15 protein-coding genes and 1 pseudogene are annotated in these 21,861 nt (G+C 46.9%); 6 read left to right on the top strand and 10 right to left on the bottom strand.

Features of this window, described 5'->3' with window-relative positions; translation table 11 throughout:
* Positions 1 to 6: 6 nt before the first annotated feature.
* Together WFI24_RS08130 and WFI24_RS08125 are read right to left on the bottom strand one after the other, a co-directional pair.
* Positions 7 to 1,584: a TerB N-terminal domain-containing protein gene (locus WFI24_RS08130; protein ID WP_336759862.1), complete on the bottom strand. Its 1,578-nt coding sequence runs from the start codon at positions 1,582 to 1,584 to the stop codon at positions 7 to 9.
* Between the two features lie 278 nt (positions 1,585 to 1,862).
* Positions 1,863 to 2,459, bottom strand: coding sequence for a biliverdin-producing heme oxygenase (locus WFI24_RS08125; RefSeq protein WP_336759861.1), 597 nt, complete (start codon positions 2,457 to 2,459; stop codon positions 1,863 to 1,865).
* A gap of 346 nt (positions 2,460 to 2,805) precedes the next feature.
* Here WFI24_RS08125 and WFI24_RS08120 point away from each other — a divergent pair, with 346 nt between their 5' ends.
* The 4 genes from WFI24_RS08120 to WFI24_RS08105 all read left to right on the top strand — a co-directional run bounded on the left by WFI24_RS08120 (position 2,806) and on the right by WFI24_RS08105 (position 5,659).
* On the top strand, positions 2,806 to 3,603 hold the full coding sequence (locus WFI24_RS08120) for a Nif3-like dinuclear metal center hexameric protein (RefSeq protein ID WP_336759860.1): 798 nt from the start codon (positions 2,806 to 2,808) through the stop codon (positions 3,601 to 3,603).
* A 384-nt stretch (positions 3,604 to 3,987) separates the two neighbouring features.
* On the top strand, positions 3,988 to 4,413 hold the full coding sequence (locus tag WFI24_RS08115) for a DMT family transporter (RefSeq protein ID WP_336759859.1): 426 nt from the start codon (positions 3,988 to 3,990) through the stop codon (positions 4,411 to 4,413).
* Positions 4,414 to 4,457: 44 nt separating this feature from the next.
* A complete protein-coding gene (locus WFI24_RS08110) occupies positions 4,458 to 5,156 on the top strand; it encodes a Crp/Fnr family transcriptional regulator (RefSeq protein WP_336759858.1) in 699 nt (232 codons plus the stop codon).
* 14 nt (positions 5,157 to 5,170) lie between these two features.
* Positions 5,171 to 5,659: a DMT family transporter gene (locus WFI24_RS08105; RefSeq protein ID WP_336759857.1), complete on the top strand. Its 489-nt coding sequence runs from the start codon at positions 5,171 to 5,173 to the stop codon at positions 5,657 to 5,659.
* Between the two features lie 82 nt (positions 5,660 to 5,741).
* On the opposite strand, the gene WFI24_RS08100 is transcribed toward WFI24_RS08105, so the two are convergent.
* The 4 genes from WFI24_RS08100 to WFI24_RS08085 all read right to left on the bottom strand — a co-directional run bounded on the left by WFI24_RS08100 (position 5,742) and on the right by WFI24_RS08085 (position 10,943).
* The gene (locus WFI24_RS08100; protein ID WP_026081105.1) at positions 5,742 to 6,458 is read right to left on the bottom strand and encodes a YebC/PmpR family DNA-binding transcriptional regulator; all 717 of its coding nucleotides are present in this window, start codon (positions 6,456 to 6,458) and stop codon (positions 5,742 to 5,744) included.
* Between the two features lie 278 nt (positions 6,459 to 6,736).
* Positions 6,737 to 8,458, bottom strand: coding sequence for an assimilatory sulfite reductase (NADPH) hemoprotein subunit (cysI, locus tag WFI24_RS08095; RefSeq protein WP_336759856.1), 1,722 nt, complete (start codon positions 8,456 to 8,458; stop codon positions 6,737 to 6,739).
* 53 nt (positions 8,459 to 8,511) lie between these two features.
* A complete protein-coding gene (locus tag WFI24_RS08090; protein ID WP_336759855.1) occupies positions 8,512 to 10,347 on the bottom strand; it encodes an assimilatory sulfite reductase (NADPH) flavoprotein subunit in 1,836 nt (611 codons plus the stop codon).
* A gap of 218 nt (positions 10,348 to 10,565) precedes the next feature.
* A complete protein-coding gene (locus WFI24_RS08085; RefSeq protein WP_442956203.1) occupies positions 10,566 to 10,943 on the bottom strand; it encodes a winged helix-turn-helix transcriptional regulator in 378 nt (125 codons plus the stop codon).
* A gap of 95 nt (positions 10,944 to 11,038) precedes the next feature.
* Here WFI24_RS08085 and WFI24_RS08080 point away from each other — a divergent pair, with 95 nt between their 5' ends.
* Positions 11,039 to 11,566 (top strand): NAD(P)H oxidoreductase, encoded by a 528-nt coding sequence (locus WFI24_RS08080; RefSeq protein ID WP_336759853.1) that lies wholly within the window; start codon positions 11,039 to 11,041, stop codon positions 11,564 to 11,566.
* Between the two features lie 146 nt (positions 11,567 to 11,712).
* Here WFI24_RS08080 and WFI24_RS08075 read toward each other — a convergent pair whose 3' ends face one another.
* Together WFI24_RS08075 and WFI24_RS08070 are read right to left on the bottom strand one after the other, a co-directional pair.
* Positions 11,713 to 16,938: an S-layer homology domain-containing protein gene (locus WFI24_RS08075; protein ID WP_336759852.1), complete on the bottom strand. Its 5,226-nt coding sequence runs from the start codon at positions 16,936 to 16,938 to the stop codon at positions 11,713 to 11,715.
* 454 nt (positions 16,939 to 17,392) lie between these two features.
* Positions 17,393 to 18,949, bottom strand: a complete 1,557-nt coding sequence (locus tag WFI24_RS08070; protein WP_017688769.1) for an ABC-F family ATP-binding cassette domain-containing protein — start codon at positions 18,947 to 18,949, stop codon at positions 17,393 to 17,395.
* A gap of 197 nt (positions 18,950 to 19,146) precedes the next feature.
* Between WFI24_RS08070 and WFI24_RS08065 the strand changes: the two are divergent.
* A pseudogene (locus tag WFI24_RS08065) lies at positions 19,147 to 19,533 on the top strand (SET domain-containing protein); the annotation flags it as partial.
* A gap of 316 nt (positions 19,534 to 19,849) precedes the next feature.
* Here the strand turns inward: WFI24_RS08065 and WFI24_RS08060 are convergent.
* Entirely contained in the window at positions 19,850 to 20,458 is a 609-nt protein-coding gene (locus WFI24_RS08060; RefSeq protein ID WP_336759850.1) for a DUF1349 domain-containing protein, read from the bottom strand.
* Positions 20,459 to 20,505: 47 nt separating this feature from the next.
* Entirely contained in the window at positions 20,506 to 21,852 is a 1,347-nt protein-coding gene (locus WFI24_RS08055) for a dihydrolipoyl dehydrogenase family protein (RefSeq protein ID WP_336760265.1), read from the bottom strand.
* Positions 21,853 to 21,861: the final 9 nt, after the last annotated feature.

The raw sequence follows: 21,861 nt of genomic DNA, 5'->3' as shown, positions 1-21,861 counted from the left end.
TGCGTATCACCTCTTCACATGTTCGAACACATCTATATAATCAGGAACAATCCGGTCCCCATCAATCAGAAGATCACCGACCGTGTCCATAGCCACATCATTAATTTCATCCAGCAGAAGCGTAGGCATCGTCCCATATTGCTCAGCCAGACGCATCAGATCCGTATCCGGGTTTGCGCCAAGAAGGGCATGGATCGCTTGCACCTGCTGAGGAGACAGCTCTTTGGCAAAATGCAGCCACTCTTCATCCAGATCAGCCTCAGCAGACTCGTCCCACTGCAACCTAATCGATTCTGCTGACCCTCCTGCTGCAATCTCTACTGCGGATGGGTTCGGCTCCAACGAACCTTCAGTTGAAGTTATCTCGTCCCATGCTCCCAGTGCATCTAATCGATTACTCCCAACATTTGCATCGTTAACCTCTTCATCCTTTACTTCAGAAGATTGATCATCCTCAATCGTAAGTGCCATTCGCACGTACTCACTTTCCTGCTGTAACGACGCCAGTTTCTCTGAATCAATACGAATCACCGGTTGTTCCACAGACTCCGCCTGCTCGGTCGCATATGCTTTGTCCAGGTAACGCTCAATCAGATTCGCAAGTTCAGGCTCTAGGGTCTGTCCACGCAATCGGCCTCTGAATCCGAGCAGTTCACGAAGTTTATTTTCAGTACATCGATAGATCCGGGTCACCATCTGCACAAAATCAGCCTGTTCACCAACGGGCAGATATCTGTACGATACCGATCTTCCATAGATCGAATCATCATAGACTGCTTTGCGAAACAGGATGCGCTCCACCTTACGTTCATCTCTGGGTTCAAACTCAGGCAACAGTCCAACTTGTCGCGTACGTTCCAGGTACGAATGAACCAATGCCATGACTCTTGGAATATACTGCTCCATCACTTCTTTGCCGCCATCCCTATAGAACTTACTAAGTGTAATATCGTAATCATAGTATCTTTGCAGCATATTCAGCGAAATATCCGATAACTTCCCTTGTAAAATACGCTGTAGCTCCATATCCAGCATCTCCGCTGGCAGATATCCGCCCGAAAGGTCCATGACTTCGGATAATGACGTCTCCATCTGATGGATCAGTACATAATCAACCATCCATTCTTGCATATATATATTTAGTTGAGGAAGCCGTTCACGGTAGTTCACCCATAACTGTTTTAATTGATCATACCCATCCAGAGGATTCTGCCAGCCAATGCCGTTAATTAGCTCGTAGATATGAATGAATAGATAGGACAGATCGGTATCCGGGTATCTCCCCTGGCGTACTTCCTTCCTCCAATACATATACCACTTACGCTGGGCTTCATTCATCACGCCATACGTTGGCCAGTAACTGATGAAGGGTACCCACGGGGATATGTCTCCCTCCATCTCTGCCCATTGCCTTGCTTCCTCTACAAAACGTTTCTCTGAGGACAATATGCCTCCACGATGCTGCATCCCATCATAAGCACTCTGTACAATGGTTGAACGATCAGGAATCGAAACAGCCGCTGTCTGCGGTTCTTCACTCAGATCTATCTCCATAAATTCCAATTGTCTTGAATCGTCTTTCATAGAACGTTATCTCACCCTCCTCCAAGACAGAATACGAACAAGTGTATCCATAGGGATCATTATATCACTTGTCCTGTGTCTGCGGTGACGAAATTCAGACATTCTTGGACACAAAAAAAGAAGGCATTTCTGCCCTCTTTTCTTCTTGGTCAAAATGAACGTTGCATAGACGTAATCAACGACAATTACGCGATTTTCCCCTTCACTTTTTGTTCTTTCTTGGACTTCGGTTCGGCCATGGCCAGATAATCCCTTCTCATTATGTTATATAAGGGATGTTACTTGTCCGTATTAATCCACTGGTCCAGCAGTCGGAATGTCTCTGATGCACTGTGAACCATGTTATCCTGATCTTCTGGAGTACTGATGGACTGCTGCAGCAAACCTGTAAACTCGCTCCATCTTGTTCTTGTCTCTGAGCCGTAGGCGTTGAAATATTCCAATCCACGATCCGCCTCAATCGGCAGGAACTGCGACAAACGTTTGGTCATAATCTGTCCACCGTTCGTGGACCCCTCAATTACATACAGATATCCGAACAAACGGGCAGGTGTTGAAATATCCGGCAGTTCTTCACAGAGCAGAACTTGAGTGATCTCTTCTTCCCTGACACCCAGATTTCGCAAATCTTTTTCCAACAGTACAGCCTTGCCTCTAATCTCGATATCCAATCCTGTACTCTCCCAGAAAGGCAGCAGAACAGCCTGATCCTCCAGCGGTTTCAGGAATCCATAAAATTTCTCTAAATAGGTTCTATATTCTTCTATAGTCACGGTTTGATTCATAATAGCTTTTGCATAAGGGTTCTGTTCTACTTGTCTGTGATAATGAGCTGTCTCGCTCTTCAGACGTTCCATAATAGTTGTTGCTGTCATCGTAGTTATCCCCTTTCACAATCTGTTCTATTGTTGCAAATGAACGCTTGTCCTCAACTGATTCTCAGTATATTGAAATGGAAACTGCTTTTCTTGCAGTCAGCTCCATTTAATACAAACAAAGACTCTATGTAAGTATACTTATTCTTGTTTGAGAAAACTATATGAATCCAACATCCGTGTACAGCCCAATTCATTGCTCCGTTATTATCTTAACCGACTGTAATCTGTATGTTTAAGTATTAACCGAAAATAATAAAAACGACCCTATATCTGGAAGGCAGTAGATTTCAAATGTCATCATGGTACACTAACTTTATATCCTGTCATTGGAGGAATGAATTCTATGGATCTTACTATTCAAGACGTTGTACTTCATCTCACAGATAACATTCAATTGCCGGAAAACACGGTAGATCAGCTCATTACGGGCTCACTTGATCGTAAGGTCAAAGGCATCATCATTGCTTTTATGCCCACACATTATGTTATTGAACAAGCCATACAGCAAGGTGCAAACTTGATCATTGCGCATGAATCTCCATTTTATAACCATCACAGTCATACGGATTGGCTTGCATATGATTCGGTTTATGCTGACAAAAGAAAGTTGATCGACGAAGCAGGCATTTCCATCTATCGATGTCATGATATCATCCACCGCTTCCAACCGGATGGCATTACTGAAGGACTGATTCGGGCATTCGGGTGGTCCTCTTATGTAGAGCAACGACTACCGGAAGCAGATGTCCTTTCTTTTCCGGAAGGAAGCACCGTTGAAGCTATTGCTCACCATGTGAAAAGTTCCCTAGGCATCGATTATGTACGCGTTGCAGGCAATGCGGAAATAGTCTGTAGACGCGCAGCGGTACTGGTAGGTTTTCGTGGTAATGGACATGTGACGATTCCCTTGATTCAGCACAACCAATTGGATCTCATCATCGCTGGAGAAGGGTTTGAATGGGAGACACCGGAGTATATTCGTGATGCCATGCAACAAGGACAGTCCAAAGCACTTATCATGATGGGGCATGCCGAAAGCGAGGCTTCAGGGATGAAGCTTTTATCAGACAGATTGGCAGAACACTTTACTGAATTATCTGTTCGTTTTGTAGGCGAGAAACCTGTTTACACTGTGATCTAATAATTTGATTTGATTTGTACGGAGAGGGTCTAGCTGACTGGTTCTAATCTCAGTTGCCCAGCGTTCCCCGGAGGTTTGCATACTTTCTACGCTCCGGGGTCGAGTTGGCAGATTCCCGTTTCGTTTCTTGAATAGTTAACGAACCGAGCACACTCTATTAATGAATATATGAGCTCGGTTTTATATGTAACGACTTATAGTCACCCTATTTCTCCATTTCCCCCTGTTTTACCGCCCCTTTTCTTCATGCCCCATCTGGATTTTCAGGGTTCTTTATTGTACTCTAAATGCTGTGACTTCAGAGCTCAGGACATTTGTCCTTGGCGTTCGGGGTGAGTTTATCATTAAATAGAAGTCGAAGTGATTTTGATAAGGAGAGTACATATGAGAGGAATTATTATTGCATTACTGGGCGGTGCGTGTATCACGCTGCAAGGGGTTGCCAATACTCGGATTAGCACCGACATGGGCACATGGCAGGCTGCTACGATTACACAATTGACGGGATTCATATTAGCGGCGCTAATCCTGATGTTCGTTCGTGACACCAACCTTCAGGGACTCAAACAAGTAAAACCCATGTACCTGGCTGGAGGTGCTTTTGGCGCCGTCATTATTTTCAGCGAAGTAACGGCCATTCAGCAGATCGGGGTTACATTCACGATCTCTGCTCTGTTGATTGCTCAGCTGTTCCTAACCTTCCTGGTCGATAGTAACGGATGGTTTGGCGTTGTGAAACAGAAGATGAAACTGCCACAATTTCTGGGCATTGCCTTAATGGTGACTGGTGTCATTATTATGAAACTATAATTTATGAGAATAATTGGAACATATCGTCGGGGGTGAACAACAGCGTGCAAGAGATTCATGATGAGCAGCAATTAACTCAATACCTGAAGCAATATCAACTCGAAACGGTATTTCACGAGCCCCTGCGTCGCCATATGACGATATGCCACTTCGAGAAGTGTGAACTGATCTGCCGTGAAGGCGAAGCTTCCGAATACCTATACGTTCTGGTCGAAGGTAAAATCAAAATTTTCACCACCTCCGCTCAAGACAAAACGTTGGTTCTATGTTTCAAAACACCGCTTGAAGTCGTCGGCGACGTGGAGTACGTTCGAGAGAGTCACATTGTCAATACGGTTCAGGCCGTATCGCCTGTTGTGATGCTTCGTATTCATTATCAATGGCTCGCTGAGCTAGCAAGCGATTACGCACCTTTACTGAAATTTTTGCTCAAGATCATCTCACACAAGTTCTATATCGACTCGAACTTTTCCAATTTCAACCTGATGTATCCCGTTGAGGTTCGTCTAGCCAGCTACCTGCTCTCCATCTCGACAGAAGAAGCGGGTAATGTGGTTCATGAAGAATTGGACGCGTTCAATCTGACCGACATCGCGAATCTGATCGGCACCAGCTATCGACATCTCAATCGGGTGATCCAGAAGCTCTGTGCAGACGAATTAATTGAACGACATCAGGGATTGATCATGATCAAGGATCGGGCGGGTCTACGTGAGATAGCAGGTCACAATATTTATGAATAAGGAGTTCGACAACCATGTTAATCACAGGTATTTCGCTTGCACTGCTGGCAGGTGCTCTTGTCAGTTTGCAGACGATTTTTAATAGCAAAGTCAATGAACGCACCGGTTCATGGTCCACCACAACAATGGTGCTTTTCACCGGATTCATTGCTTCATTCCTCATCTCTCTGTTAGTGGAGGGTAAAAATACATTCAGCTTCCAGCATATGCAGCCCTGGTACTGGCTCAGTGGAGCTATTGGTGTTGGTGTAGTCTTCTGTCTCGTGCAAGGGATGAAGCTGCTCGGCCCCACTTATGCGATCTCCATTGTGCTCACGTCCCAGTTGAGCTTTGCTCTATTGTTTGATTCCATGGGCTGGCTCGGTCTGGAGCAAATTCCGTTTTCGTGGAATCAACTGCTCGGTGTACTTGTCATTGTGGGCGGAATTGTATTATTCAAGTTCGGTGGGCGTAAATCGGAAAAATCAGATCAGTCCCCTGGAACGTTGCAGTCCGACTCGTAAACGACAAAAAAGAGTGTGCATCCAATCAGGGGATTGGATGCACACTCTTTTTAAACATTATAATTCGGTAAGAATCGTTCTCTTAGACGAACTCTACGTTATGGTAAACCTGCTGAACATCTTCAAGGTCCTCAAGCGCATCGATCAGTTTCTCGAACTGAGCTTGTGCATCCTCTGGAAGTTCAATATGGTTTTGAGCCAGCATCGTCAGCTCGGCTACTGTGAACTCAGTAACACCCGCAGCTTTGAATGCTTCCTGTACGGCATGAAATTGATCCGGTTCTGCATATACAATCACAGCTTCGTCTTCGTCCACGATATCACGTACATCTACGTCTGCTTCAAGCAGAAGTTCAAGCACTTCTTCGGAATTCTTGCCTTCCACCCCGATAACAGCTGTTGGATCAAACATGTAAGCAACAGAACCACTGACACCCATGTTGCCCGCATTTTTGTTAAACGCAGAGCGCACTTCTGGCGCTGTACGATTCACGTTGTTGGTGAGTGCATCAACGATGACCATCGCACCATTCGGTCCGAAGCCTTCATAACGCAGCTCTTCATAATTCTCATCCCCACTGCCTTTTGCTTTTTCCATCGCACGGTCAATGATGGCTTTGGGTACATTATACGTTTTGGCACGTTCCAGCACGACTTTCAGTGCACGGTTCGCTTCCGGGTCCGGTTCGCCCTTCTTGGCAGCTACATAGATCTCAACACCGAATTTGGCGTAGACCCGGCTCGTGTTTGCATCTTTTGAAGCTTTCTTTTCCTTGATATTATTCCACTTACGACCCATATCGTTTCCGCTCACTTTCAACATTTAATCTGCTTTCTACTATGTCATTATAGCTTGTTGAACGTACTTCAACAAGTTAATACCCACGAAAAAATGGGAATAACTGCGGCGATTATCCATCTCCGTATGAAGTGTAGCCACCGTTTATCCTCTGATTTATCTCTCTGCAGCAACTATGGGTACCTCTATTCCAGCCTGTATAGAACACAAGAAGCACCCCCTAAGGAATGCTTCTGTCCTAAAATAAGTCCTAACATTAATTCTTAACACCCGATCAATCAGGCATGAAATTGACGACCATCCAGCACTTCAGGAACATAACCCGCACGAATGACAAAGTCTCCGAAGTGCTCTCCTTCATTGCGCTCTTTGGCATATTGATTAACCATTGGTGTCAACGTCTCCAGAATTTCGGTTTCGCCGATGTTTTCTTTGTACAGCTTGTTCAAGCGATGTCCGGTGAAGCTGCCACCGAGATACAGATTGTATTTACCCGGCGCTTTACCGATAAATGAAATCTCCGCCAGCATCGGTCTTGCGCATCCATTCGGGCAGCCGGTCATCCGAATGACAATCTCTTCGTCTCTCAGCCCAGCTTCGTCCAGTACAGGCTCCAGTTTATCGATCAGGGACGGCAAGTAACGTTCGGACTCAGCCATCGCAAGACCGCATGTCGGAAGTGCAACACAAGCCATCGAACTTCTGCGCAGCGCTGAGTAATGCGCACCATCGGTCAGATTGTATTCCTGAATCAGCGCTTCGATCTTTTTCTTCTTCTGGCTGCTGATATTACCGATGATCAGATTCTGGTTCGCCGTCAGACGGAAATCACCCGTATGCACTTTGGCAATTTCACGTAGACCCGTCATGAGCGGATAGCCATCTACATCTTTTACCCGGCCATTCTGAATGAACAGCGTGTAATGCCATCTGCCATTATTACCTTTTACCCAACCATATCGATCTCCGTTCGTCTCAAAATGATAAGGACGTGCTGCATCCAGTTTCCAACCCAAACGGGTAGTCAACTCTTCAATGAACCACTCCACACCACGGTCATCCAGCGTATATTTGAAACGAGCATGTTTACGAACGGCACGATCTCCATGATCGCGCTGAATCATGACTGTTTTCTCCGCAACATCAATCATTTGCTCTGGTGTACAGAACCCAATAACTTTAGAAACTTGAGGATAGGTTTTGGAGTCACCATGAGACATGCCCATACCACCGCCAACAGAAACGTTGAAGCCTTGCAACTTGCCGTTTTCCACAATAGCAATAAAGCCAAGATCCTGTGAAAAGACGTCCACATCATTGGATGGTGGTACAGCAATGCCGATTTTGAACTTACGTGGCAAATATACTTTGCCATAGATCGGTTCAACCTCTTCGTCAGAATCCTGAGAATCAATTACTTTCTCTCCGTCCAGCCACAACTCATGATAAGCCCGCGTGCGAGGATCCAGATGATTACTCACCTGACATGCCCACTCATACACTTCAGCATGCACATCAGATTGATTCGGATTCGGATTACACATCACGTTACGGTTCACATCACCGCATGCAGCGAGAGTGCTTAGCAACGAATCGTTCACTTCACGGATCGTGTTCTTAAGATCCCACTTGAGTACGCCATGCAGCTGGAAAGACTGACGTGTGGTCAGACGAATCGTCTCATTCGCATATTTATGTGCCACACGGTCCATCATCAACCACTGCTCCGGGGTTACAATCCCACCGGAAGCACGCACACGCAACATGAATTGGTATGCAGGCTCCAGCTTGGATTTGTGACGCTCATTACGCAGGTCACGGTCATCCTGCATATAACTGCCATGGTGTTTCATCAGACGGTTGTCGTCCTCTGGAATTGCACCCGTGATGCGATCAGCCAACGTTTCGGTCAGACTTCCGCGCAAGTAATCACTTTTGATCTTTATATCTTCCACATCACTATTCGTGCGCTGCGGGTTAAGTAAGTTATTATAAGCCATACTGCTTTCTCCTCTCGTCTCTGCGGGATGATGCAATCCGGCTGGGCCGGTAATTAATAGACGTCCCGCTGATAACGTTTATCCTGTTGCAACCGTGTCAGATATTCCGATGCCTGTTCAGGCGATAAGCCGCCTTCTTGTTCAAGAATCGTGGTAAGCGCAGCATGCACATCATGTGCCATTTTTTTCTCGTCACCACAGATATATACGCTTGCCCCTTCCTGGAGCCATTGGTACAACTCTTTGCTGTGTTCAAGCATGCGATGTTGTACATATACTTTCTGTTCCGTATCACGGGAGAAGGCTACATCCATCTTCGTGAGCACACCATCTTTGAGCCAACGCTGCCATTCGGTCTGGTACAGGAAGTCGGTGGAGAAATGCTGATCCCCGTAGAACAGCCATGTCTTGCCTTCTGCGCCTGTTTCTTCACGCTCACCAAGGAAAGATCTGAACGGCGCTACCCCTGTACCTGGGCCAACCATAATGATCGGCGTGTCCGGGTTCTCAGGCAGTTTGAAATTCGGGTTATGCTGTATATATACAGGCAAGGTGTCGCCGGCTTCGATTCGTTCAGCCAGATGTACTGAGCATACACCGTAACGCTCTCTGCCACGCGCTTCATAACGCACCGTACGAACGGTAAGATGAACTTCATCCGGGAAAGACTTCGAGCTACTCGCTATGGAGTACAGACGTGCCGGAATTTTGCGAAGAGCAGCTACGAATTCTCCGGCAGGAATGCCTTTCACATTATAATCCTGAACCAGATCCAGCAGATCACAGCTGTTCATGACCGTGCGGAATTCGGAATCATCTGCGAGTAACGCTGTCAGGCCACTTTCAGGATTCAGTCTCGCCAGTTGTTCCACAACCGGTTTCGTTACGGCTGTAATCTCAAAATAACGCAGCAACGCTTCGTACACAGATGCCTGATCCCCATTTTTATTCACGGTCACACGCTCGTCGGCATTCCATCCCATGGCTGCAATGACTTCATCCACGAGGCGCGGGTGATTCTCAGGGAATACACCAAGGCTGTCTCCCGGCTCATAATCCAGGTTGGAACCTTCCAAAGACAATTCAATGTGTCGTGTTTCACGGTCTGATCCTCTGCCATTCAGATTGAGATTTTCCAGCACCTCTGCCTTGAATGGATTCGTGCGATCATATTCGGAATCCCCGCCGCTTACCGCAGCTGTGACAGCTTCAGTGGTTACTGTACCTGCAGCAGCCGATGTGCTGCTTAATGAGGCCAGTACTTCATTCATCCATTCCGCCGCTGCTTCATCAAAGTCAACATCACAGTCCACGCGTGGTACAAGGGCTGTACCACCCAGCTCCTGCAATCGCTTGTCGAAGTCTTTACCCGTCTGACAAAAGAACTCATAAGAGGTGTCCCCTAGAGCCAAAACTGAGTAACGAAGTCCTTCAAGCTTCGGAGCCCGTTTGCTGTTCAGGAATTCATGCAGCGGAATCGCATTATCCGGTGGTTCACCCTCGCCGTGGGTACTGACGATGATGAGGAGATTTTCAATTTTCTTAAGTCCGTTCGGTTTGAAATCTCCCATCGATGATAGCGTGACCTGAAGGCCTTGCTCTTCAAGTTTCTTGGCCAGCTTCTTCGATAGGCCACTTGAATTGCCGGTTTGTGAACCGAAGAGTACGGTGACTTCCCGGGACACTGGCGGAGCACTTACAGGCGCAATACCTGTAGTTGGTGCAGCCTGTACCAGGTTAGCTGGAGCTGCTATTGTCGCGCTTGCCTGAATTGCTGCAATATATCCGCTCAACCAAGTACGTTGTCCATCGGTCAATGTAGGAATAAGACGATTAAGCAGTTCAACTTGTTCTTGATTAAAAGGGCTGTTTGTCACTTGAAGTTCCACTGTTTGCCACCTCGCGCATTGCTTCGATTTTAATTCCGACTAAAATCATCACATTAATTTAATTTCTTCTCTCTAAAACCTAACACACCGGGTGTTGAGGGTCAATTTCAATGATTTTATAGCATTTATCAGTTTCGCTGATAAAGGATAAAAAACAACAAAAACCCTCCTTTTCAAATCAAGGACGGTTTTGGTTTATTTTTAATTTGGCGGCCAGCTCAAGTTGAAGTTGAAAGTGGAATATAGTCACTAAAATCATTTCCCAGCACTCTGCTTTTATCTCCGTATACTCTGTCCAAGTGATTTTCTCCCCACAGACATATGCGGTCAATGATGTCCTGAAGTGTCAAGCCGTACTCTGTCAGCTCATACTCTACCTTGGGCGGAATCTGGGGATGAATGATCCGAGGGATGATTTCATTCTTTTCGAGTTCACGCAACTGCTGGGTTAAGACCTTCTGGGTAATGTCAGGAATGGCTCTGCGAAGTTCGCTTGTTCGTTTTTTACCTGATATCAGCTGATGCAAAATAAGAATTCTCCATTTTCCACCGACCAGTTCCAGCATCGCCTGCACACCACTCTCATATTTTTTCATTTCTTGTTCCACTTGTACTCCCCCATAATTCTCAAATACGTATATCCGTTATTAAAAGTAACCGAAGAACCCCAAAGTATCTACAGCACTCTCAGGTGCGTACTTCTCAAGAAGATGTGATGAATCGTTTTATAGAAGGTATGCAGGAGAATTCCCATGAAATCGATATCCTCGATCTATATCATGACGGATTCGATCCCCTATATCGTGTAGAAGATGAGCGAGACTGGCAAAATCCCGATAAACAGCATGCTCCTGTGATTCGCAAAGAGCTGGATCGTGTGCTTGCGGCTGATGCCATTGTATTTGTTTTCCCGATCTGGTGGTACAACGTTCCCTCCATGCTCAAAGCTTATCTGGACAAGGTATGGAACATGGGGCTGCTGAACAAGGCAAACTCCAAAAAGGCACTGTGGATTGCACTAGCTGGAGGAACGGAGGCTTCATTCCATAAATACGACTATTACAACATGATTTCCAATTATCTGAATAACGGGATCGCAGGTTATGCAAGAATGCAGGAATCCCGAGTCGAATTCCTCTATGAAACCATATCAGAATCCAAAGAACATATTGAAGGCTTGCTTGAGCAAGCGTATCAAATCGGCAAACATTACAATTAACAATTCGCAGACATTACACATAACCTCGTTCGTTGAGTATCCGACTTTTCGCCCATGGAGGGCGCACAATCAAGAAGACTTACTCCAACCTGAGTTCTAGGTCAAAGTAAGCCTTCTTTTTCACACGCTACGATTCTGATGTATCATCATTTATTCCATACCCGTTTGCTCATCATCGCATATAGTAACGCAGCCGATTCGGCTCGGGTTGCTTCGGCAAGTGGTTTCACCTCACCGTTGTACCCGTGGGCGATGCCCAGATCCACAAGTAATGCCACACTCTCCCGGGCATAGGAGCGAATCTCGGAAGCGTCGCGGAAACGAGTAAGGTTATCTGTTGCAGCCGTCTCGGAGTCAACCAGTCCAGCCGCCGCAAGTGCCCTCACTGTCAACGTCATCATCTCTTGACGAGTGATCGTGGACTCTGGCAAGAAGCGCCCGTCACCGGTACCACTGGTGATACCTAGCGAACGCGCAGCTGTAACTGCTTCGTAGTACGGAGCCTTTTCGTTTACATCAGAGAACGCATTCCCGGAAGAAGCATTCAAACCCAGCGCAGTCATCAACCATTGCATGTATTGACCGCGGGTCATCTCCTGTTTTGGATGTAACTTCGTGGAGTCACCGCTTGCCTCTGCATCAATTACACCTCTGACAGCCAAAGCCTCCATTGCTTTCTTGGCCCACTGCACTTCTGCAAGATCTGCGAATGTCTGCTCCACAGGCACAACAGCATAATTTCCTGTGAGTGATGTTACGGAAAATACAAGCTGCCCGCTGTTTGGATCGTAGTAACTTTGCGGCAATGGAGTTGCCACACCGTTCGCGCCAATGGCAAATGCTACAATCCGATCCTGCTGAGCATTTTGTGATGATTGGAAAGGCAGACGAAGTATCAACTCGCTTTCCGATGGCCATGGTTGACCATCCAGTTGAAGTTCAAGCTGGACTCCATATGGCGTGCCAAGCTGATCTGCGACTGTTTGTGGTAACTCCGTTCTGACCAATCGGATTGATGCAATCCCATCACCAACTATATCCTTTGTTAACAGTGTCGCCGGAAGCTCCAACATCCCCAGCTCTGTAACAATATTGAACACATGTGACTCTCCCTGATCTATCAACGCAGAAGCTGGCAGAGACACTTCATATGCCGTTGCTCCCGAAACCGGCTTCAGCCGAAGTTCGACCAAGCGCTGACCTGCATCCATTGAGGGGGCAACTTTAAAAGCCTCTTTAATCGTTGAAACATCCACGTTGGACTGCACTACTCCCTTCTGATCAGACTGTCCCTGCAACTCCAGAACTGAACGGTCTTTCTCCGGTTTAGGTTGTGGTACAGCATTCTCTGCACTTGGGTTACCACTTCCTGATTGCCCACCATTGCTGGATGAACCAGAACCATTTCCTGGAACTCCACCGGAATTGCCGCCTGGATTACCGCCCGAACCAGGGTCCGTGCCTCCTGGGGAAGGAACAGATGCCGGCACTTTCACTGTCAACGGTACAGTCAGGGCTCTACTGTCGTCAGAAGTTCGAGTGATTTCCAACTCCAGGGTTACTGTTGTTTCCTTAGATGGTGGGACAATCGTTCCATCAGTTTGAATGACCGACGGTACCGAACTGGAAGCGATCTTCACTGTGAAACCTTGTGGCAAGGATGGGAACTTCAGTTTTTTTGCACCTGCGGAAGGCTGTTCCAGTGCCGTAATCCCTGTAGCTACATCGACAGCGGTCTGCTGAGCCGTATGCACCTGATAAGCGGAAGATACACCTCTCACGGCTTGCCCCGTGGCATCCAAAGCTTCCACTTTGTAATAGTAAACTGTGCCGGGGTTCAGTTCACAGTCCGTGTACTCCCGTCCTTTGCCGTTATAGACCACCTTATACTCTCCTTGCTCACGATCTGAGCGGTAGAGCTTGTAGCTTGCTGCACCAAGATGAGCATCCCAGTGAAGCGTTGCGCTCGTTGAATCCAACGCATCAGCATTAAGGCCAGCACTATCATTTGCAGGTGGCGCTGCGTCAGGTTTAACGATCATAATCCAGCTAATCATCGGGTCCTGCGATGCCGTATTGCGCACGGTCAACTCCAGCTTGTTGTCCGACACGCTGATGCCTTTATGGGCTCTAACACTGGCAGGCGTAAAAGTAACTGCACCAGTATCGGTGCCATTGATGATGAAATTTGCTCTGCGCGATGCATTGGTCCACGGATCGTTGAATCCGGCGTACACATCGTATGTCCCGTTTGGTACATCAAATGTATAGGTTAAATCCGTGCCTTTAGGAAAATTGCTGACATTGCCACCGTTGAGATAACGTACGGTCGAGAATATATCCCCACCATTCGAACCGGATGGCAGTGCATCTGCGCTGACATAACCCCAACTACGTCCCTCAGCGGGAGCGTACATCTGATCGGCCGTTCCCGGGTTCGCAAGCGTTCCCTTCATATAAGCACCCATGAGACTGTAATCAGCCGTTTCGTAACCTCCGCTATTCACGAAATATAGTGTATTCTCCGGAATGACATTTACACGAACCGCCTGCTTTTTGTTGTTATATTCCGGTGTAGTGACCTGTAACGTGAGCCGTCCTGGTTTAGCAAAATCTTCTGCTGTCATGGCCCGGTTATCAATTGTCCATACTGCTGGCGTTGACACCAGTGCTCCACCCTCGCGCACATTCAATGTTGTTGGAAGGGATGGTACTTTGCCTAGCGCCACGGCTTCTGGCAAGGGATCAGCAATATCTACCTTGCCCATCGAATTCAGCAGATCAGGTGTCCAGCTGTTATACCACTTGATCGCGATGTCGGAGCCTATTCCAAACTCAATTGGCAAGAATACGTATTTGGCAGCGTCATTCGAGAAATTGCCACCATTCCAGGTATCGCCCACGTAAATGAACTTGCCTTTTTCCGGATCGACCGGAATGACGGATGTGGTCTGCGTGCCAAATGCCTTGCCTGGATCGGGATCACTCGGCAACGTACGCACGAACGGATTGGTCTGCGTTGACCACGGACCAAAGATGTTGTCCGCCACCGTCACTTTGTTTTCGTTAGGGGCCCAACCGGAAGCTCCGGAAGTCAAAATATAATATTTCCCCTGATACTTGAACATCGCCGGTGCTTCACGTTGCCCTCCCGGGAACACACGCACGTAATCTACACCGTATTCCGCCTGATAGATGGAATCTCGTACCGGATTGCCTTTGTCATCCGTTCGTCCTTCCTTATGCCACCCTGTTACGTCACTATAGTCTTCATTCAGTTTGGAGATATACAGCGTCAGGTTTTCCTCACTGGAGTAGATCAGATAACCGGTACCGTCATCGTCCTTAAACAACGTCATGTCACGTGCCATGCCCTTATCGCTTGGGAAGTAATCTTTCTCCCCTTCGGGAGCTCTGTCCATCCGGTAACTCTTCTGATATACAAAAGGCCCTATTGGAGAGTCGCTGATCGCATAGCCGGCCCGCGCCTTACCGTAATTTGCATTATCGTTATAGGGGTCCTTGTCGCCATCCATGTGGGCCCACATCACGTATTTCTTCGTTTTGTCGTTGTAGATGACCTTTGGTCGTTCAATGATCCGTCCTTTGCGGATATCTGCCCAGATATCCACGCGGTCTTCACGCCCCGCATACAATTTGGAGATCAAAGGGTCATTGTCAAAATCATCCATGGATTGAAGAGTCGTTAAAGCCATGCCTTCATCCGTCCAATTCATCAGATCCTTGGATGAATACACACGCACACCAACAGCTGGCCATCCGCCCGTGTGGTATTCACCATACCAGTAATACATCTCCGTCTGTTCATCATAGAAAAAGCCAGCCCCATGTGCATCAATCGGCTTCCCGTCCAGATCTGGCCACAGTTGCCCTGGTGTAATGCTTGTGCGAACTGTGGCAACGCCCAACGGTGCGGATGCTGGAGAAGTTACGCCGTCCACAGTCGCCTGAATGATGTAAAAATATCCTGTGCCCATCGTCAGACCGCTATCGTTAAACGTGTTTTCATTGCCACTATAGACCTGCTGATACGTACCCGTAGCACTGGTTGCACGGGACACGGTATACGTTACGTCAGATCCAGGCAGGACATTCCACCCCAGAGAGATTGATGTGTCCGTCACAGCTGTGGCAGCGAACTCTGCTGGAGAGTCAATGGCGTACGTCGTGGCTTCTGCAACAGTGACTGCTGATTCTCCAGCTGCATTCAAGGCCGTTACGTGATAGCTATAGCTGTTGCCCGGCTCAAGTGCCTTATCCGTGAATGTGAGCCCTTTACCTTCGTAAACCTGCTCGTATTGGTCGCTGCCAACCTCGGCACGAACCACGCGATAACCAGTCGCCTTATCCACAGCGGGCCAAGACAGCTTCACGCTTGTGGCGTTGAGTGCTTCGGCCTTTAATTCGCCAGGAGCCTGTAGTGCCGACGCAGTCGTCCGAACTTCCAGCGGAGCAGTCCATAATGATTCGGTTAGGCCTCCGTATTCATAAGCGATCTTGTAATAATACACCGTATCCCCGCTTAATCCTTCATCGGTGTGTTCCAAAGTTCCGGTATTGGTTACCAGGGAATAACCGCCTTCAGGCGTAGAGGAACGGTACAAGCGATAGGCTGATGCTCCCGCGATTTCAGACCATTGCAGTGAAACCGAAGACGCCGTCTGCTCAGCAATAGAGAGCTGAATATCGTTCCCAGGCGGTTGCTCGGCAATGGTCACGTCATCTGCATGTACCGACTGCCACTTATTCCGAATGCCCACAGTACCTGACCCGTATGTAGTATCGACCAGATCAAATACCAACCGATCGGAGCCGTTTTCCGCGATATACCCGCGAATGGTGGTACCTGATAACACCACTTTGAGCGTGTACCATGTATCTTTGGCAAACGCATAGTCCACCGTGTTCAAAGTTGTGTCTGATCCGTTTACCCGTTTGGAGAAAACGAGTTTATTATTGGGAACATGCATTTGAAAATAGTAAAAGTTGTTCTTATCCTGAAACCGCGGCAAAATGCCCGGAAATAATTTACCTTCTCCTGTATAAAAGCGCATGGACACGGTCATGTCCGATATGGAGTCTCCAGTAGAGATGATGCCTTCATTGGTATCGCTCTGGAAAAGCGTAAAGTTGGACGCATCTGTCGGGTCAGCGAACACTTCCCAGTTGCCTGAGCTTACGTTCCACGCGGGTGATTCCGTGAAATTCCCATCGGAAAAATCATCCTGCAACAACGTGGCGGGTATACTGCTCAGATCGGCATACGCCTTACTCGGCAGCATCAACGGTCCCGAAGACAGCGCAAGTGTTGCTGATAACATAAATATCATGGGTTTCCTGAGTTTATCCAATGTTCATTCTCTCCTTTGGCATGAAAGATGAAAGCATGGTTCATGTATGCGCGGTGTTGTTGTTCAGCCTATCCTCAGCAACCAGTTGTCAGTAACGAGCGTTTGTCCACCTCCTTATTTTAATGAAACCGGTTTCATTGGAGTGCAAAAAAAAGACCCGTCTTCACTTCTAAGTGCAATGATACCCATACGGAATACCGTGTTTTCTTTGCCCCTATGCAGTGAAACAGGTTTTTAATATATAAATGTAATCGCTTTCCTGAATTATATTATTGCCTTATTCAAGCTGTCAACTGTGATTTCAACTCAAACATTTTTCGTTAAAACCACGCAAAAAAGGCGCGAGTTCTGCTTGTTTTGTAAGCAAAATTCGCGCCTTTCCTCACGCTTCGAGCTTGTTCGCAAGCTCGCACATGATTCGTAATCAAAAGCGGACTTTTTGAACAACCTCTATTTAGAATACTTTTGTTGTCCATGACTCACAGTTCCACGTCTCCGTAACCACGTCACGGTAGAATTCCGGTTCATGGGAGATCAGAAGAATACTGCCTTTGTAAGCCTTGAGCGCACGTTTCAACTCTTCCTTGGCATCAACGTCCAGATGGTTCGTCGGCTCATCGAGTACAAGCAGGTTGGTTTCATTATTGATCAGCTTACAGAGACGAACTTTGGCTTTCTCCCCACCACTTAGTACAGCTACTTTGCTCTCAATGTGTTTTGTAGTCAAACCACATTTTGCAAGTGCAGCACGCACCTCGAATTGGGTATAGGAAGGGAACTCCTGCCAGATCTCTTCAATACATGTATTGTAATTGGCATCCTTCATCTCTTGCTGGAAGTAACCAATCTCCAGATGTTCACCACGTTGAACGGTTCCTTCCAGAGCTTGAATTTCACCCAGAATACTGCGCATCAGGGTTGTTTTACCGATTCCGTTCGCACCAACGAGGGCAATCTTCTGTCCGCGTTCCATGCGCAGATCCAGTGGTCTGGACAACGGTTCGTTGTATCCAATTACAAGACCTTTGGTTTCGAAAATGAGCTTGCCTGATGTTCTTGCATCACGGAAGTTGAACTGCGGTTTCGGTTTCTCCTTGGCGATCTCGATGACATCCATCTTGTCGAGCTTCTTCTGTCTAGACATCGCCATATTGCGTGTAGCTACACTTGCTTTGTTCCGCGCTACAAAGTCCTTGAGGTCAGCAATCTCTTGTTGTTGGCGTTTGTACGCCGATTCAAGCTGCTGTTTTCTCATCTCATGCACTTCCTGGAAATGATCATAATCGCCCACATAGCGAGTTAGATTTTGGTTCTCCATGTGATAGATCAAGTTGATCACACTGTTCAGAAACGGAATATCATGTGAGATCAGAATAAATGCATTCTCATATTCCTGCAAATAACGTTTCAGCCATTCGATATGCAATTCATCCAGATAGTTCGTAGGCTCATCGAGCAGCAAAATATCGGGTTTTTCCAGCAGCAGCTTGGCAAGCAGTACTTTGGTACGCTGTCCACCACTCAGGTCATTGACGTCTTTATCCAGACCGATATCTGTCAGACCCAGACCACGTGCGGTTTCATCCACTTTGGCATCGATCATGTAGAAATCCTGGTTCGTCAGCGTATCCTGAATCGTACCCACGTCTTCAAGCAGTTGTTCAAGCTCCTCCGGCGTTACATCGCCCATTTTGCCATACATATCATTCATTTCCTGTTCCATGTCAAACAAATACTGGAACGCGCCGCGAAGTACGTCACGGATCGATTGGCCTTTGTTCAATACAGCATGCTGGTCCAGATACCCAACACGCATCCGTTTGGACCATTCCACCTTGCCTTCATCCGGCTGAAGTTTTCCTGTAATAATGTTCATGAAGGTGGATTTACCTTCACCATTGGCCCCGATCAGACCAATATGTTCGCCCTTCAACAGGCGGAATGAAACGTCGTTAAAGATAGCACGGTCACCAAAACCGTGACTTAATTTTTCTACATTTAATATGCTCATTCATGACACCTTTTCTATATAGACTTAATTCTTTGTATATTATAAGCGTTATATCCTGCACAACTCAACGCCATATTAAAAAATATTCCACCTTTTTGTCTGAAATTTGCCTTATATGAAAGTATGGGTTAAAATTTTGCCTTAACGAATTACTACTATATAGAACGGGGCTCTTCGAAGAGCATCAGGTGAAAAATATGATTGAAGTAAAACAATCCAAGTTGGGTGATGGCGGTGAATTTAATCGCGGAGTATTTGCTACCGTTGATATTGCCAAGGGAACGCTTATCCATCAGGCACCCGTTGTGCCTTACCCAAATGAAGATCATGAGCATGTCGAAAAAACGATTTTGGAAGATTACGTGTTCGAATATGGGGCGAATCATACCGCCATTCTGCTCGGCTACGGCAGTCTCATCAACCATTCCTATGAACCTAATGCAACGTATGATATCAACTTTGATAACCACACCTTTGACTTCTACGCGTATACAGACATCAAAGCTGGCGAAGAAATCGTGATCAATTACAACGGTGAGGAAGACAGTATGGACCCGTTATGGTTCCTGGACGATTACGAGGAGCGTATGCTTGAGTTCAATAAGTCCAATGATGATAAGGGTGAAAAAGAGACTGAACCCCAGTCCCTGGATACGGACACGAGTAAATAAACGTTAAGCTCAACAAAGTTCGCAAGGAACCTTTGCGGTAAATGCGAAAAAACTCGCTAACCCTTTGTTTATGAAATGGTACCTTGAGGTCCTCTTCATAGTCCGATGTTTGAACACGAAAATAAGCAAGTCCTCCGCTGATGGAAGACTTGCTTATTTCTATTGTTTTACTTTCTAAGGTAGATACACTTGTTAGTGTTTCATTGTTTATCGTGCATCTTAACTTGTTTTAATCCGTAATCGGTGGATCTGCATGCAAGTCTTCATCAGGTGCCGTGGAACTCCACTTGGTAAAGGCTACCTCGAAACCTGCACGCTTGGGTGAACACAGAAAGGGACCCGCGTGCTTGTTGTTTGGATGGGCAAATCGTGCAACTCGTATTGTTCGCCAAGGATGCTCATCTGTCCGAGCACGAATGACCACTGCTTCGTTACTGTATGAGGCTCTAATCGTTACGATTCGTCCACCCCATTCTGGTACAGGCGAGAGTGACCAATCCGAATACGTATTTGTCACGACGGCTCCAACATGAACTACGCCATCATTGACCTCAACACCAGCCTTGATCCATTGATCGTCTCCATGCCATAACATTAATCCAGCCTGATCATATAATTCGGTGAATGAGCTTAGATCAAACGATACTTCAATCGCTTCACTTCCATCCCATGGAGCAAGCATAGCGTGTCCATTCCGATGACAGAACCCATAGAATGTGTTCTCCCAGAAGTCACTGCCTTCCTGAGCTTCCACGACGAAACGATCCCCGTCCATCCGCGCAGCAACGGGTTCCGTAGTCCACTTGCCTGTATGAAATCCGATAAATTCCGATGACATCGTTATTCTCATCCTTCCTATAGTCCCAAAGGGGCTCATCATCACTTCTATATTAGAGAACTCAGGTCCGATGCAGCAGTAGGATATGAAAAATTCATGGTGTTTAACTGATCGATAGTCAGATTGAACTGAATCGCCATTGCAAAAAGGTTGATCAATTCTTCTGTTTTGCTCCCGAGCACATGCGCACCCAGAATACGTCCGGTTGATTTGTCGATCACCACTTTGGCCATGGCAAATTTTTCATGAGTTCGCTTGTAAGTATACCATTTCGACATATCATTTACCTGCACCTCGTAGCCCTCTTTCTTAGCTTGTTCCGTGCTCATCCCCACAGCCCCAAGTGCAGGGACAGTAAACACAATGGAAGGCATGACAGTATAATTCGGTTTGTGTTGATTGCCCTCCAACAAATTGAACGATACGGCCCGCGATTCCTGACCTGCTAATGGAGTCAAAGGCAACCCTTTTGTGTCGGTCACATCACCAGCAGCATACAATCTTGGATTACTTTCACTTTGTAAATACTCATTCACCGTAATCCCCTTTTTGCTGTAGCTGACGTTGCCTTTCTCCAATTCCAGCCCATCCACATTAGGAACACGCCCCGCTCCATGCACGACAAGTCCGCACTGCCACTGGTGATCTGCACCATTGCGTGTGCCATGAACGACATAGGCGTTCCCCTCTTGCCGTATGGACTTCACCTCCGCGTTCAAGTGAACATGAATGCCGATCTCTTTCGATTTTTGCAACAAACATTCTACCAGCTCCGCATCAAAAGATTTTAGGGGCTGATCACTCCGATGCAGAATATGGACTTCCGTCCCGGCTCTGGCCGCAATATGCGCAAACTCAAATGCAATATATCCACCCCCTACCAGAACTAATCGATCAGGTAGCTGTTCCAGATCCAAAAAGTCATCACTATATATGAGATGCTCAGAACCCTCAATCTGAAGTGGGGCCGGCCTTGCACCGGTAGCAATCAGGATGTGTTTGCCATAAAGTATTTCTTCTCCAACTTGGATATGGTCTTCATCGACAAATGAAGCTTTTCCATGGAACGTGTCCATTCCGGCCTGCTTGTATTGATCCTCACTTGCTCTAGGAATACTCTCGGTAAAAGTCCGCTTAAATGCCATCAGATCAGACCATTTTATTCTTGCCTGACCTTGAATTCCTTTCCCTTGCATCCGCTCATTCCAGTCAATCAGCTCAGCTGCTCCAGTCAGTACTTTCTTGGGATCACAGCCTCTCAGTGCACAGGTTCCTCCGAACTCACGCTCATCAATCACAGCGATTTTCCATCCAGCTTCAGCGCAACGGGTGATTACAGAGCTTGCTGCGCTCCCTGTTCCAATTGCAATCAGGTCATAGGTTTCTTGAGTCATCATGGTTCC

It is taken from the genome of Paenibacillus sp. USHLN196, assembly GCF_037144955.1.
In the GTDB taxonomy this organism is placed as follows: Bacteria; Bacillota; Bacilli; order Paenibacillales; family Paenibacillaceae; genus Paenibacillus; species Paenibacillus xylanexedens_C.
This window is presented reverse-complemented; position numbering and strand designations above follow the sequence as displayed.

Excerpts from the sequence above, each read along its gene's own strand:
- WFI24_RS08130 (WP_336759862.1), bottom strand. The coding sequence starts at position 1,584 with ATGAAAGACGATTCAAGACAATTGGAATTTATGGAGATAGATCTGAGT.
- WFI24_RS08125 (WP_336759861.1), bottom strand. The coding sequence starts at position 2,459 with ATGACAGCAACAACTATTATGGAACGTCTGAAGAGCGAGACAGCTCAT.
- WFI24_RS08120 (WP_336759860.1), top strand. The coding sequence starts at position 2,806 with ATGGATCTTACTATTCAAGACGTTGTACTTCATCTCACAGATAACATT.
- WFI24_RS08115 (WP_336759859.1), top strand. The coding sequence starts at position 3,988 with ATGAGAGGAATTATTATTGCATTACTGGGCGGTGCGTGTATCACGCTG.
- WFI24_RS08105 (WP_336759857.1), top strand. The coding sequence starts at position 5,171 with ATGTTAATCACAGGTATTTCGCTTGCACTGCTGGCAGGTGCTCTTGTC.
- WFI24_RS08100 (WP_026081105.1), bottom strand. The coding sequence starts at position 6,458 with ATGGGTCGTAAGTGGAATAATATCAAGGAAAAGAAAGCTTCAAAAGAT.
- cysI (WP_336759856.1), bottom strand. The coding sequence starts at position 8,458 with ATGGCTTATAATAACTTACTTAACCCGCAGCGCACGAATAGTGATGTG.
- WFI24_RS08085 (WP_442956203.1), bottom strand. The coding sequence starts at position 10,943 with ATGAAAAAATATGAGAGTGGTGTGCAGGCGATGCTGGAACTGGTCGGT.
- WFI24_RS08070 (WP_017688769.1), bottom strand. The coding sequence starts at position 18,949 with ATGAGCATATTAAATGTAGAAAAATTAAGTCACGGTTTTGGTGACCGT.
- WFI24_RS08060 (WP_336759850.1), bottom strand. The coding sequence starts at position 20,458 with ATGTCATCGGAATTTATCGGATTTCATACAGGCAAGTGGACTACGGAA.
- WFI24_RS08055 (WP_336760265.1), bottom strand. The coding sequence starts at position 21,852 with ATGACTCAAGAAACCTATGACCTGATTGCAATTGGAACAGGGAGCGCA.